Source organism: Crassaminicella profunda (assembly GCF_019884785.1).
Classification (GTDB): domain Bacteria; phylum Bacillota; class Clostridia; order Peptostreptococcales; family Thermotaleaceae; genus Crassaminicella; species Crassaminicella profunda.
Genome location: NZ_CP082326.1, coordinates 837,096 through 851,765, shown reverse-complemented (window position 1 = coordinate 851,765; position 14,670 = coordinate 837,096). Strand labels below are relative to the sequence as shown.

The following is a 14,670-nucleotide window of genomic DNA, read 5'->3' as shown; positions in this document are numbered from 1 at the left end:
ATCTATTCAATACCATATTTCCACAGCTTCTCGTATAGACTAGATCTGCTAATATTAAGAATTTTCGAAGCTTTTGTTCTGTTTCCATTTACGCGTTTTAAGCAGTCTAATATGGCTTCTTTCTCTACTTCATCTAATATACTTTTTAAATCTTTATCTCCTCTTGTTTTCATACTTACCTCTGTTTTTCTTATATGCATAGGCAAGTGATTCATTTGTATTTCTTTTCCATAATCGACCAAATTTATAGCTCTTTCTAAAACATTCTCTAACTCTCTTACATTCCCTGGCCAATCATAATTTTTCAAATAGTTTATTGCCTCTTTAGAAATCTTTGTTACATAATTTCCAACTTGCGCAGATATTTTTTTTAGCAAATATTTAATCATTGGTTCTAAATCATCAATACGCTCTCGAAGAGATGGTATATAAATGCTCATAACATTTAATCGATAATATAAGTCTTCTCGAAATTCCCCTTTTTCTACCATTTCCTCAAGATTTCTATTGGTTGCAGCAATAATTCTCACATCTAAAGGAATATTCTTTGTTCCCCCTACTCGCTCAACTTCTTTTTCTTGTAGCACTCTTAAGAGTTTTGCCTGCATACTTTGAGGCATATCTCCAATTTCATCTAGAAAAATACTTCCTCCATTTGCCAATTCAAATTTTCCTATTTTCCCCCCCCGTTTTGCACCTGTAAAAGCACCTTCTTCATATCCAAACAATTCTGATTCTAAAAGTTCAGCTGGTATTGCTGCACAGTTCACCTTTATAAAAGGTCCCATTGCTCGATTGCTAGCAGCATGAATTGCATGAGCAAACAATTCTTTACCCGTTCCACTTTCTCCTCGAATCAATACATTAGAATTGGTATGAGTAGCCTTTTCAGCTAAATATTTTGTCTCTTTTAATTTATTACTTACGCCAATAATATTATCAAAGTTATATTTTGTTCCACTTACTTGCTTTAATGCATCTTTATAATATTCAAGTTCATGCTCTATTTGATTAATCTTAGAAGCCAAAACATTTACTTCTTGTATATCTTTAAACATAATCTTTCCAATAGCTCCAACAACTTTACCTTTTTTGTATATAGGTGTTCTCATTACAACAATGTGTTTTCCTCTTACCTTTTGCAGCTCTCCGATTTCTTCTTTTCCTGTCTTTACAACAATATGAAGTCTTGTTGTATCTATAATCTCTGTAGCATGTCTTCCTATAATATCTTTTTTATTTCCTCCTAAAAATTTTGCATAGGGTTCATTAATCATTGTAATATATCCCTTTTCATTAACAACAATAATCCCCTCGTAAGCTTTATCTATAATAGTCCTTAAGATTTCAGAAGCATTCTTTTCATTTTCTAATGCTTCTGTCACTCTTTTTAGGTCTGTAATATCTTGAAATATAGCTACTGCTCCTACTATTTCTGCATCCTTTATAATAGGTGTTCTATTAATCACTAATGTCCTGTTATTAAATACTTCCTTTTTCCCCAATTCTATTTGTCCAGTTTTTAATACTTCCGGAAGTCTTGTATTAGAAAGGATATTACGTACAGCATTCCCTACTGTATTTTGTGCCTTTGCCCCTAATATCCTTTCTGCAGAATGATTATACACAATAATATCTTCATTTTTATTGATTGCAATAATCCCATTATAGGTAGAATCTAAGATAGCATTAAACTCATTCACTAAATACTGTTGACTATGAAAATAATCTTTTATAATTTTATATTTTTGAATAAATCCTTTAAATCTTTCTTCCTCATCTACTACAACCAAATGCTGATCAATCATTGGAAAAACTGTTTCTATTTTATCCTCTTCTTTGATCATGACAAATTTATCCTTTATCAACTCATCCATGCTACCAAATGAAAGTTCGTGATCTAACATATGATTGTATAAATTATTTTTTGAAACAATATTTTTAACATGATAACTCTCGTCTACGATAGGAATAAACTCCAAAAAATGATCTTTTAATAAAGCAACCGCATCTTCTAATTTACTGTCCTTTGTAATAGACAGTGTACTATATATGGTATAATCCTTTACTTTCATTGGTCTTGCCTCCTCAACCCTTTAAAAATACCCATGAATACACCTATTATATCATAACTTTATCTTTTTTTTGTATGAATAAATGAACACAATAAATTATATAAAATCATCATTAAATATATTGACAATCATTCTCACTTTCTATATACTTATAATACATAAATAATTAAAAATTATTGTTGTTTTAACATGATAATGATTTTCATTTTATGATTATATTAATTATTATTACTATATAGATACGGAGGAGTTGTCCTATGACACTTGATTTAATAGGAAAAGGTCAAAAACTAGAAATTGTTCACATTCCAGATTCATCTATTCGTGCACAAGCTATACGTTTAGGTATTTACGAAGGCGCAAGACTAACATGCTCAGAAAAATTACCTGCAGGTCCTGTAATCCTTCAAAATAGAATGCAAGAAATTGCTATTGGAAGAAATTTAGCAAAAAAAATAGCCATTAAGTCTATTGCTTAAGTTCCCTAAGGAGGTTTTTCAATGAGTTGTCATAATCCAATAGAAAATATGTCTATACCAAAAGATACAAAAAAAATCGTATTAGCGGGTAATCCCAATGTTGGAAAATCTGTTTTCTTCAATGCTTTAACAGGTATATATGTTGATGTTTCAAATTTTCCTGGCACAACCGTTGATATAAGCATGGGAAAATATAAAGATTCAGTTGTCATGGATACTCCAGGGGTATATGGCGTATCCTCTTTTAATGATGAAGAAAGAGTTGCAAGAGATGTTATTTTATTTGCAGATGTTATCTTAAATGTTGTAGATGCAGTCCATCTAGAGAGAGATTTATTCTTAACCCAGCAAATTATTGATATGGGAATTCCTATGGTCATCGCTTTAAATATGATGGATGAAGTAAAAAGAAATGGACTTAAAATCGATATCAAAAAGCTTTCTGAAAAGTTAGGTGTAGAAGTCATTCCTACAACAGCTGTTAAAAAAGAAGGATTCGAGGAAATAAAAGCTGCTTTAGATAGAGCAAAATCTGGAAATAGTATTCCTAAAGTAAAAGATTTAATGACTCAAGTAATTGATTATGTAGATGTAGAAGCAGAAGCACTTCTTGTAGTGGAAGAAGACGAAAATGTATTAAAAAGACATGATCTTGAGAACAATTATGGAAAAAGAGAACAAATTTATAAGCTGAGACGAGATCGTGTAGACAAGGTGGTAGAAGAAGTCATATCTGAAACCAACGAAGGAGCATCTTTTAAAACAAAACTAGGAAGATGGATGTTAAGTCCCATCACAGGTATCCCTATTTTATTTATAGCTCTTTTTATCACTTATCAATTAATTGGTGTATTTGTTGCACAAACAGTAGTAGGGATCACAGAAGAAGTGATTATGGGACAATATTATTATGATTTTGTCATGGGGATTCTTACAAATTTTGTAAGTGAAACGAGTTTTGTGGGCAAACTCCTTATTGGAGAATTTGGAATTCTTACAATGGCTCCGGTTTACTTATTTGGTCTATTACTTCCTTTAGTAGCTGGATTTTATTTTATTCTTTCGATTATGGAGGATTCTGGATATCTTCCTAGAATAGCTGCTTTAGTAGATCGACTACTTACATTCTTTGGTCTTAACGGACGCGCCATTATTCCAATTATTCTTGGCTTTGGCTGTGTTACTATGGCAACCATTACAACTCGTCTATTAGGTTCAAAGAGAGAGCGTTTTATTGCCACTATGCTTTTAGGGTTGGCCATTCCATGTTCTGCACAACTAGGAGTTATTGCAGGTCTCATCGCTCCCCTAGGTGCAAAAATGTTTTTATTATATGCTATAACTATATTTATCGTATTTGTATTAACAGGAACAATCTTAAACAAGATTATGCCTGGTGAATCAACGGATTTATTAATAGATCTTCCACCTATTCGAGTACCTATTTTGAAAAATGTACTTAAAAAAACATATCTTAAATCAAAAGCTTTTATATTTGAAGCAGGTCCATTATTTGTTTTAGGTGCTATAATTATTACTATAATGGATCATACGGGTGTATTAACTATGATTTCAGATGCTTTAGCTCCTGTTACTGTAGGTTTTTTAAAGCTTCCTAAAGAAACAGCCCAAACTTTTATTATGGGCATCATAAGACGTGATTTTGGTGCAGCAGGTCTTAGCACTTTAGTTCAGCAAGGTCTTTTGAATCCATTACAAACAGTTGTATCATTAGTTGCTATCACCTTATTTGTACCTTGTATTGCAGCCATCATGGTTATTTTTAAGGAAAGAAGCTGGCAAGAATCAGCCCTTATATGGATCGGTAGTTTTATCATATCCTTCTTAACAGCAGGAATCCTTGCTCAAATTGTTTTATAAAAAATCTTTCTATAGATGATAAAAGCATATTACCAAAGGTAATATGCTTTTATTATTTCTTTTTTATATTCCAATACACAACACCTAATAAAATAACAATCCCTGTATTAAATAGAATAAAAGCTCTATAGGAGAATTTTTCTTTTTTGCTTTCTTTCTCTTCTCTTTCTATTTTTTCATCTGATTTTTCTTCTTTATTGTTTTGATGGATAATTCCATATTTTTCTTTTATTTCAACAGGTAATTGCTTTAATTCTTGTTCTGCCCATACTTTAATGACTTGCCTATCTCTTTTTCCTTTTACAATACATTTTAGCATTTGTATATAATCATCTATATTTCCGCTTTTTTTGTAAAGCATTGATAATTGATATAAATTCTTTTCTTCAAAAACACCATTGGTTTTAAAATAATAAGCCGACTTTTCATATTCTCCTTTTTCCAATAAAATCATAGCTCTATAATAATCTAACCAATGAATCATTCTTATGGCATATTTAGATATCTGATCCTCTTGGCTCTCTTTATATTTCTCTATTTGGTCCATATTTGCCCACGAATCATCATAATTTCCTTTCGTATAGTTCTCATAAGCTTTTTTACCCAAATTCTGTATTTGCCATAGTTCTTTATCACTTGGAGAAAGAGAAACCTCTAATAAATCCTTTTTTTCATTTCTAATAACATCCTTACTATAAAGGGCTATATTAAAATCTGGTTCTAGATTATAAAATTCCCAGATTACTTTTTTCTCCTCTGGCATGACTTTTACCTCTACCTTTTTATTCTTTTTATACTTTTCATAATCTAATATTTCAAAGTTCTCTGGATCAAAATCTGATTCAAATTCCATAGTAATTTTTCCATATTTAATAGCTTTATTCCAACCCCCCCCATTCTTTAACACATATTCAATAACTTCTCCTCCTATTCCATCAGAGGATAAATGCATCCAATAAGTATTCTTAATCCTTTTCATCTCTTCTTCATCAAATGACATTTCCCACATATACCAGTTAGGCCCATATCCTTCTTTTTCTACTCCTTTTTTTAGAGGATTAGAAACCTTTTTTCCATCTATCTCTACCTTGAAATCATGTAATTGACTATTCACTTCTTGAATTTTATCCCCTATGCCACATGCAGGAATTCCAACTCTATTTTTTTCCTTTTTTCCTGTATTTTTTAAAACAAATTCACTTTCAACATGAGCTATCCCTTTATCAACCTTTATTTCCACTTTTTCTGACATCATTTGAACAGATGTATCTAAAATTGGATATATGGTATCTCCTTTTCCTCCTAATATACTTTCCTCAGCATATGTTGTAAAATTTAAGATATATACTAGACTTAGCAATATGTATAATTTTTTCATAATCCATCCTCTTTTCTCTATAAAAAAGAGCTCTAAAATTGAGCTCCTAACCTTCTAATTGTGCTACAAAGCACCAACTATTATTTTCTTTCACAAACTTTAGTTTGTACGCATAAGTTTTATTCTCATAGTTTTCTTCTACATCCACATAAGCAATATTCTCACCCTCATACCTAATGTCCGAATAAGTTAATGCTTTTAGTTTTCCATTCCCATTATCTGTAATAACATTTTTTAATCTGTATACGCTAAACCCTTCTGGTATATTTCTTTTATAGATTTCACTTGACATTGTATAAATAAGCTTTGATGCTTCCCTTTTGTCAAGATTTCCTTGAGAAGTTCGTAACAATATTTCCTTCCATACATCTAATATATTATGAATATTACCTAAATTTGAAAGGTTAATAGGGGGTAACTCTTCTATTTCTTCTATTTCTTCTACTTCTTCTATTTCCTCTGTTTCTTGTTCTTCCATATCCTCATACGTCATTTCTTGTTGTCGATATTTTATATAAGCATCTGCCTGTGCATTATCAGCTATAGAATATCCCACAAATATTCCAAGTAATCCTCCTAACATAGCACAGGTGCAAAATATCAAAACACCTACTACTACATTCTTACCATTCATCTTCTCACCTCTTTATTTTTCCGTCAAATTTCCACATACATAGTCTATCATAATTAGTCATATTTTTCATTATATTCCTGTAAAAAAGAGTTTCCCAAAACACCTAAATTTTTAACGATTTCTATAGCTCCACTATAAATATTCAACTTTGAATTTTAATCTTTTTTACGAAATATACAAAAAATTCAAAATTAACTATTGACATACTATTGATTTTTATATAAAATTAATAAAAATCAAATATTATTCTTATCCAGAGAGGTGGAGGGATCTGGCCCTTTGAAACCCGGCAACCAGCATAAATCATGCAATGGTGCCAATTCCAGCGGTATGTTACCGACAGATGAGAGCATTCGAATATAAACTTCTTTCACTGTTGAAAGAAGTTTTTTATTATCTTTTGAAAAAATAATAATTTATAGCTATCCCATAAATCCTATGCATTGAGATCTTAAAAATTATTTATACGAAAGAGGTGTTGTAAATGTTGATAAAAGATTTATACAAAAACAAAAAACCAGTTATTTCCTTCGAAATTTTTCCACCTAAAAAAGATGGTCCTATTGAAACCATTTATACGACTATTGAAGCATTGAAAGATTTAAAGCCTGATTTTATTAGTGTTACTTATGGTGCTGGTGGAAGTACAACAAAAAAGACTGTTGAAATTGCTTCTATTATTAAGAATAAATACCATATTGAAGCATTAGCCCATCTTACTTGTGTAACATCGACAAAAGATGAAATTACAGCTATTTTAAACAATTTACAAGAAAATAATGTAGAAAATATTCTTTCTTTAAGAGGTGATTTCCCACAAGATCCAAATTTTGAGTTTCCAGATCCCCTTCACTATCAATACGCAAAGGATTTAATCGCTCATATAAAGAAAAGTCACCCTTTTAGCATCGGAGCTGCATGTTATCCTGAAGGTCATATTGAGTGTAGTAGCTTGGATAAAGATCTACATTATTTAAAAGAAAAAGTGGCTACAGGTACTGACTTTTTAATCAGTCAACTTTTCTTCGAAAATGAAATATTTTACGATTTTAAAGAAAAAATGGACAAACTAAATATCAATATCCCTATTTCAGCTGGAATCCTTCCAGTTCTTAATAAAAAACAAATTGATTATATTGTTTCCCTCTGTGGATGCCATCTGCCAAAGAAATTCACTAGAATCATTGAAAAATACGAGCATAAACCTGAAGCTTTAAAGGAAGCAGGTACTGCGTATGCTATCGAACAGATTATTGATTTGCTTTCCTGGGGAATCGATGGTATTCATATTTATACTATGAATCGTCCAAAAACTACTCGAAAAATTATAGACAATATCTCTACTATCCGAAATGTATTAATAGAGGGATAATCAATGGAACTTAAAAAAAAAGAAATCCTACGTTATTTAGGATATAACAGCCAAAAAATTGATTCACAAACAAATATTCTCATTAATGAATCCATCAAAGAAGTACAAGGATTACTCCATAAATATTATATCTATAAAATTTTTGATATAGAAAAAAATCATACGAAAATCCACTTAAAAAATACGCATATATTTCTTGAAGGAAAGGATATCTATAAGCATTTGTTTCAATCCGAAAAATGTGTCATCTTAGCTGTAACTCTTGGAAACATTATTGATCAAAAGATAAGATATTATAGTAAAGTAAGCTTAAGTAAAAGCTTAATCTTTGATGCATGTGCTACAACTGCAATAGAAGCTATCACAGATTCAATAGAAGAAGAAATTATAGCCTATGCAAAAGAAAATAATTTTTATACCACCTATCGATATAGCCCTGGCTATGGGGATTTTCCCCTTTCTATTCAACCGGAGATTTTAAAAATTTTAGATGCACATGGAAAAATTGGACTTATATCCACTCCAGATTTTCTCTTACTTCCTAGAAAATCTGTCACAGCAATCATAGGACTTCAAAAAAATCCAATTTCAAAATATTTAAGAAGCTGTAAAAACTGTAATCTTTATCATACTTGTACCTATAAGAAAGAGGGGAACCATTGTGAACATAAAAGAATTAACCAGTAAAAAATTTGTATTTTTTGATGGCGCCATGGGTACTATGCTCCAAGCTGCTGGACTTGGTATAGGTGAAAATCCAGAAAGCTACAATCTTCTTCATCCTAACATCATCTTTGATATTCATAAAAAATATATAGATGCAGGAGCAGACATTATTACTACCAATACCTTTGGTGCCAATAGCTATAAACTAAAAGACTCACCCTATAGTGTAGAAACCATCATCAGTAGCGCTGTATCTATTGCCAAGAAAGCTTCCGAATCTAAGCTAGTGGCATTAGATATGGGTCCAATCGGTCAACTTTTAGAACCTATGGGTACCCTTACATTTCATGATGCTTATGAGATATTTAAAGAACAAGTCATCATTGGAGAAAAAAGCGGTGCAGATATTTTACTCTTAGAAACTTTATCCGACTTATATGAAGCAAAAGCTGCTATCCTTGCTGCCAAAGAAAATAGTTCTCTTCCAGTATTTTGCACTATGACTTTTCAAGAAAATGGTAGGACCTTAACAGGAACAACTCCTGAAACTATGGTTCATGTTCTTGAAGGTTTAGGGGTAGATGCCTTAGGGATTAATTGTTCCTTGGGTCCTAAAGAAATAATGCCCCTTGTTGAAAGGATATTAAAAGTAGCTAACGTTCCTGTAATGATTCAACCAAATGCAGGACTTCCAAAACTTATTAATGGAGAAACAGTCTTTGACCTGACCCCTGATAATTTCTCAAAAGAAATTCAAGCACTATCAGCTCTTGGTATATCCATTATCGGAGGCTGCTGTGGTACAAATCCAGCATTCATCAAAGCAGTCAAAGATTCACTCAAAAATTTATCTCCTGTAAAAACCAATCCTGTAAAAAATACAACAGTATGTTCTTCTACAAAAACAATTGTTATTGGAGACGGTGTGAAAATCATCGGGGAAAGAATTAATCCTACTGGTAAAAAGAAACTAAAAGCTGCATTAAAAGAAAATGCTTTAGATTATGTATTATCAGAAGCCATCAAGCAAAAGGAAGCAGGGGCAGATATACTAGATGTAAATATTGGTCTTCCTGAAATCAATGAAATAGAAACTATGACAAAGATCATAAAAGAAATACAAAGTATTATGGATCTTCCCCTTCAGATTGATAGTGCAAATCCGAAAGTCATAGAAGCAGGGGTAAGAATCTATAATGGAAAACCTATCATCAATTCTGTAAATGGTAAAAAAGAAAGCATGGAAGCAATTTTTCCCATTGCTAAAAAATATGGTGCTTGTGTCATCGGTCTTACTCTAGATGAAAAAGGTATCCCACATACAGCAGAAGAACGGGTACAAATTACAGAAAAGATACTCCATACAGCAAAACTTTACGGTATCCCTAAAGAAAATATACTAATCGATTGCTTAGTTTTAACTGCTTCTGCCCAACAAAAGGAAGTACTAGAAACCTTAAAAGCCATACGCCTTGTAAAAGAAAAATTTGGTGTAAAAACAGTCCTAGGGGTAAGCAACGTATCCTTTGGTTTACCTCAAAGAAAGCTTCTTACAAGAACCTTTTTAGCTATGAGTCTTTCCTATGGGCTAGATGCACCCATTATGGATCCTTTAGTAGAAGAAAACATAGAAACCATTGACACCTTCCATGTTCTTACTAATCATGATGAAGGCTCAAAAAAATATACAAATCGCTATAGAAAGGAAGTGAAAAAAGAAGTACCCGTAAATCAAGTAGAAAAAACCTTAAAAGAAATCATCATAGATGGCATAAAAGATGAAGCAGCCCTTAAAACAAAGGAGCTTTTAAAAACTTTAGACCCTATAACCATTGTAAATAATTATTTAATTCCAGCTCTTGATACAGTAGGAGATCAATTCGAAAAGGAAATAATCTTTCTTCCTCAATTGATTCGTTCTGCAGAAACAGTAAAATCTTCTTTCGAAGTAATTAAAGAACACCTGCGTACTACTGGAAATACAAATATCACAAAAGGAAAAATCATCCTTGCTACAGTAAAAGGAGATATTCACGATATTGGAAAAAATATTGTAAAAGTACTTTTGGAAAACTATGGTTTCCATATATTAGATCTAGGAAAGGATGTACCTATAGAAACTGTAGTGAAAACTGCAAAAGAACAAAATATCAAACTTATAGGTCTTAGCGCTCTTATGACCACCACTGTAAAAAATATGGAGGAAACCATCAAATCCATAAGAAAAAACAATATTGACTGTAAAGTCTTCGTAGGCGGTGCTGTTCTTACAAAAGAATATGCCAACATGATCGGTGCAGATTATTATTGTAAGGATGCTAGAGAATCTGTAACCATTGCACAAAAAATATTTGATATTTAAAAAAGGAGCAGCACGCTGCTCCTTAAGATATTTTTATACGCATATTATCAATCAATCTGGTATTTCCAAATTTCACTGCAAGGGCAATCAGTACCTCTCCTTGTAACTTTTCTATATCTTGTAAATTTTCAGCATCTACAACCTCTACATAATCAATTTTTGCTAAGGGTTCTGTTTGAATATTATTAATAATAAAATCCTTTATTTTTAACCCATCTCTCTCTCCATTTTCAATCATCTCTTTTGATTTAAAAAGAGATTTTGATAAAATGAGTCCTGCTTTTCTCTCTTCATCATTCAAATAGGTATTTCTTGAACTTAATGCTATTCCATCTTCTTCTCTTACAATAGGACAAGGAATAATTTCTAAATCCATATTTAAATCTCTTACCATTTGTTTGATCACCACTACTTGTTGTGCATCCTTTTGTCCAAAATAAGCTCTATGAGGTACTACTATATTAAATAATTTACAAACTACTGTAGTAACCCCCCTAAAATGTCCTGGTCTTGACGCTCCACATAATTTATCTGTTATTTTATAAGTTTCTACATACGTATTATAGCCCTTTGGATACATCTCAGCTACAGAAGGATGGAATACTAAATCAGCTCCAGCACTTTTCGCCAATTTACTATCTCTTTCTAATTCACGAGGATAACTTTCATAATCTTCTCCCTCTCCAAACTGGGTTGGATTGACAAATACACTCACTACTACAAAATCATTTTCCTCTTTTGCTTTTCGAATCAATGATAAATGTCCTTCATGAAGGTATCCCATAGTAGGAACGAGTCCAATTTTTTTTCCTTCTCTTTTTTCTTTTTCAATCACTTCTCTTATTTTTTTCACAGCTTCAACAACAAACATCCGTTTCCCTCCTAAGTTCTCTATGAGCCCACAGAAAGATTAAAGAATAAAATTTATACAAAAATACCTTGCTGAGTATAGGCTCGCAAGGCATGAAAATTTCTTTATACTCAACTGTCTCTGTCCTAAAGGCTCAAAGCAGATCTATTAAATTTTATTTTTAATAATTTATAAAAGGTATAGTTCTTACGATACTATCCAATTTTATTTTAGCATAAGCCTTTTCTTCATACAATAAGGAATGTATACTTTATCCTTAAATTATCTATTCGTATGTTTTCTAAAATTTCCAATAGAAAAACTTACAATACTATGCATTTCTGCATAATACTACTAGACATATTGTACCTTTTTAAAGTAGATACTATTAACAAGCTATAAAAAGAGGTGATCAGCATGGCAAGAAAACCTGTAGTTAGAGAAGCAAGACAAGCTCTTAATCAATTCAAGGCAGAAATTGCCAATGAATTAGGACTTCCTATGAAAAATACCAATTTAACGAGTAATATCACTTCAAGAGAAGCTGGTAAAAAAGGTGGCCAACTTGGTGGAGAAATGACTAAGCGATTGGTTGAAAATGCTTCAAAAGATATGGCCTATAAGAGCGATTTACTTCCTCCTGATTTAGATTAAAAGGATGAACAATTATGTTCATCCTTTTTATTTCACTCCAAAATTAGCAAGTAATATCACGTCTTCATCCGTTTCATTTTTAATACCATGTGGCACACCAGCAGGTGCTGAAATCATAGTTCCAACTTTTAATGGTATTCTTTCTTCATTTACTAGAACAGATGCAGTTCCTTCTAGTATATAGAATGCCTCTGTTACATCATGGGTATGTACAAGTATTTCTCCCCCTGGTACTATTTTTATATACTTATTTGTTACATCCATACCATCTTCTTTTTTCACAAGATCCTTAGCGTAAACACCTTTAAATTGTGGTACTTCTACCCAATTTATTTCATTTACATTCCACACAAGCGTTTTCATGACAATCCCTCCATTTATTTAAGTCTATACAAAATTCTTTTTTATCAATTATATCATAAAGTCCTATTTCCCCCTATGTTTTACATCTTTTTATTTATGCCAATTAATCATCTGCTTATTCACCAATTATAAACATAAAAGATTGAAATGAATTTTCTCCCCCTCCACTTATAAAAAAGGATATAGAATAAATAGTCATATTAACTATCTATCCTATATCCATACTATTATATTTAAACTTTTTCATCCTTTTTTATCATGAAGAAATATCCTTAGAACAACCCTATAATTTCACCGTTTTTCAATATATCTATACCATTTGCAGCGGGTACCTTTGGTAGCCCTGGCATGGTCATAATATCTCCAGTTAATGCTAATAAAAATCCTGCTCCAGCTGATATTCTAACATTTTTTACTGTAATTTTAAACCCTGTTGGTTTTCCTAAAAGTTTTGGATTATCAGATAGGGAATACTGTGTTTTTGCTACACATATAGGCATTTTATCTAATCCTAGTTTTTCATACTTTTCAATTTCCTTATCCGCTTTAGAAGTAAAATCAACACCCTCTGCACCATATATTTCTTTTGCGATGATTTCAATCTTTTCTTTAATAGAAAGGTTCACATCATAAAGAGGTTTAAAATCTGCCTCTCCTGATTCACATAAGGCTACAACTTTCTTAGCAAGTTCTATTCCACCTTCTCCACCCTTTGCCCAAACATCTGATAAAACCACATTTACTCCTAATTTTGCACATTTTTCTTCAATAAGATTTAATTCATCTTGTGTATCTGTAGGAAATTTATTAATAGCCACCACTACAGGAACACCAAATTTTCTTATATTTTCAATTTGTTTTTCAAGATTTCCAAAACCTTTTTCTAAAGCTTCTAAGTTTTCATGATTTAACTGTGTCTTAGGAACACCTCCATGATTTTTAAGTGCCCTAGCAGTTGCAACAATTACTGTTGCATCAGGCTTAAGTCCTGCAAATCTACATTTAATATTAAAGAATTTTTCTGCTCCTAAATCTGCACCAAATCCAGCTTCTGTTACTACATAATCAGAAAGCTTAAGCCCTATCTTTGTAGCCATAACACTATTACATCCATGGGCAATATTTGCAAAAGGACCTCCATGAATAATTGCTGGTGTGTTCTCTAAAGTTTGTACTAAATTTGGCTTAATAGCATCCTTTAATAATAAAGTTAAAGCCCCTGTTGCCTTTAAATCATCTGCTGTTACAGGTTCGTTATCATATGTATATCCTACAATCATTCTAGCTAATCTTTTCTTCAAATCATCTAAATCATTAGCTAGGCAAAGTATTGCCATAACCTCTGATGCAACAGAAATATCAAACCCGTCTTCTCTTGGAACTCCATTGGTTCTTCCACCAAGACCCACTACAATATTTCTTAATGCTCTATCATTCATATCTAAACATCTTTTCCATGTAACTCTTCTAGGATCAATATTTAATAAATTTCCTTGTTGTAGATGATTGTCTAAAAGGGCTGCAAGTAAATTGTTTGCAGTTGTAATGGCATGGATATCTCCTGTAAAATGAAGATTAATATCATCCATAGGCACTACCTGTGCATATCCACCCCCTGCTGCTCCTCCCTTTACTCCAAAAGAAGGTCCTAATGATGGTTCTCTAAGAGCTGTAATAGTTTTTTTACCAATCTTATTTAGTCCCATACTAAGTCCTACATTTGTCGTAGTTTTTCCTTCCCCCGCTGAGGTCGGGTTAATAGCTGTTACTAATACTAACTTTCCATCTGGTTTGTCTTCTAATCTCTTATACACATCTAAAGAAATTTTTGCTTTGTATTTCCCATATAACTCTAAATCATCTTCCTTAAGACCTATTTGCTTTCCTATTTCTAAAATAGGAAGCATTTTTGCTTCTTGAGCGATTTGTATATCCGTTTTCATATAGGCACCTCCA

The 14,670-nt window shown here is 31.9% G+C and carries 12 protein-coding genes and 1 riboswitch; of the genes, 6 read left to right on the top strand and 6 right to left on the bottom strand.

All coding sequences use genetic code 11. From position 1 onward, the window contains the following. Positions 1 to 2: 2 nt before the first annotated feature. Complete coding sequence (locus tag K7H06_RS03505) at positions 3 to 2,075, bottom strand: sigma 54-interacting transcriptional regulator (RefSeq protein WP_223038583.1); 2,073 nt, start codon at positions 2,073 to 2,075, stop codon at positions 3 to 5. A 257-nt stretch (positions 2,076 to 2,332) separates the two neighbouring features. Between K7H06_RS03505 and K7H06_RS03500 the strand changes: the two genes are divergently transcribed. Both K7H06_RS03500 and feoB read left to right on the top strand, forming a co-directional pair. Further along, on the top strand, positions 2,333 to 2,554 hold the full coding sequence (locus K7H06_RS03500) for a FeoA family protein (RefSeq protein ID WP_223038582.1): 222 nt from the start codon (positions 2,333 to 2,335) through the stop codon (positions 2,552 to 2,554). Between the two features lie 21 nt (positions 2,555 to 2,575). Continuing rightward, positions 2,576 to 4,435 carry a ferrous iron transport protein B gene (gene feoB / locus K7H06_RS03495; RefSeq protein WP_223038581.1) on the top strand — a complete coding sequence of 620 codons (1,860 nt, stop codon included), beginning with the start codon at positions 2,576 to 2,578 and terminating at the stop codon, positions 4,433 to 4,435. Positions 4,436 to 4,487: 52 nt separating this feature from the next. Here the strand turns inward: feoB and K7H06_RS03490 are convergent, their stop codons facing one another. Then, positions 4,488 to 5,813, bottom strand: coding sequence for a hypothetical protein (locus K7H06_RS03490; protein WP_223038580.1), 1,326 nt, complete (start codon positions 5,811 to 5,813; stop codon positions 4,488 to 4,490). 46 nt (positions 5,814 to 5,859) lie between these two features. Then, positions 5,860 to 6,447 (bottom strand): hypothetical protein, encoded by a 588-nt coding sequence (locus K7H06_RS03485; RefSeq protein WP_223038579.1) that lies wholly within the window; start codon positions 6,445 to 6,447, stop codon positions 5,860 to 5,862. Positions 6,448 to 6,693: 246 nt separating this feature from the next. After that, positions 6,694 to 6,797, top strand: a riboswitch (SAM riboswitch). A gap of 134 nt (positions 6,798 to 6,931) precedes the next feature. On the opposite strand from K7H06_RS03485, the gene metF reads away from it, so the two are divergent. The 3 genes from metF to K7H06_RS03470 are packed head-to-tail and all read left to right on the top strand — an operon-like array spanning position 6,932 to position 10,847. After that, positions 6,932 to 7,819, top strand: a complete 888-nt coding sequence (gene metF / locus K7H06_RS03480) for a methylenetetrahydrofolate reductase [NAD(P)H] (RefSeq protein WP_223038578.1) — start codon at positions 6,932 to 6,934, stop codon at positions 7,817 to 7,819. 3 nt (positions 7,820 to 7,822) lie between these two features. Next, positions 7,823 to 8,506 carry a vitamin B12 dependent-methionine synthase activation domain-containing protein gene (locus K7H06_RS03475; RefSeq protein ID WP_223038577.1) on the top strand — a complete coding sequence of 228 codons (684 nt, stop codon included), beginning with the start codon at positions 7,823 to 7,825 and terminating at the stop codon, positions 8,504 to 8,506. Continuing rightward, a complete protein-coding gene (locus K7H06_RS03470; protein WP_223038576.1) occupies positions 8,481 to 10,847 on the top strand; it encodes a homocysteine S-methyltransferase family protein in 2,367 nt (788 codons plus the stop codon). The genes K7H06_RS03475 and K7H06_RS03470 overlap by 26 nt, the downstream gene beginning before the upstream one ends. Positions 10,848 to 10,869: 22 nt before the next feature. Here the strand turns inward: K7H06_RS03470 and panC are convergent, their stop codons facing one another. Continuing rightward, on the bottom strand, positions 10,870 to 11,718 hold the full coding sequence (gene panC / locus K7H06_RS03465; RefSeq protein ID WP_223038575.1) for a pantoate--beta-alanine ligase: 849 nt from the start codon (positions 11,716 to 11,718) through the stop codon (positions 10,870 to 10,872). A gap of 396 nt (positions 11,719 to 12,114) precedes the next feature. Here panC and K7H06_RS03460 point away from each other — a divergent pair, with 396 nt between their 5' ends. Continuing rightward, positions 12,115 to 12,351 (top strand): alpha/beta-type small acid-soluble spore protein, encoded by a 237-nt coding sequence (locus K7H06_RS03460; protein ID WP_223038574.1) that lies wholly within the window; start codon positions 12,115 to 12,117, stop codon positions 12,349 to 12,351. 27 nt (positions 12,352 to 12,378) lie between these two features. On the opposite strand, the gene K7H06_RS03455 is transcribed toward K7H06_RS03460, so the two are convergent. Both K7H06_RS03455 and K7H06_RS03450 read right to left on the bottom strand, forming a co-directional pair. Continuing rightward, entirely contained in the window at positions 12,379 to 12,714 is a 336-nt protein-coding gene (locus tag K7H06_RS03455) for a cupin domain-containing protein (RefSeq protein WP_223038573.1), read from the bottom strand. Between the two features lie 272 nt (positions 12,715 to 12,986). After that, the gene (locus K7H06_RS03450) at positions 12,987 to 14,657 is read right to left on the bottom strand and encodes a formate--tetrahydrofolate ligase (RefSeq protein ID WP_223038572.1); all 1,671 of its coding nucleotides are present in this window, start codon (positions 14,655 to 14,657) and stop codon (positions 12,987 to 12,989) included. Positions 14,658 to 14,670 lie beyond the last annotated feature (13 nt).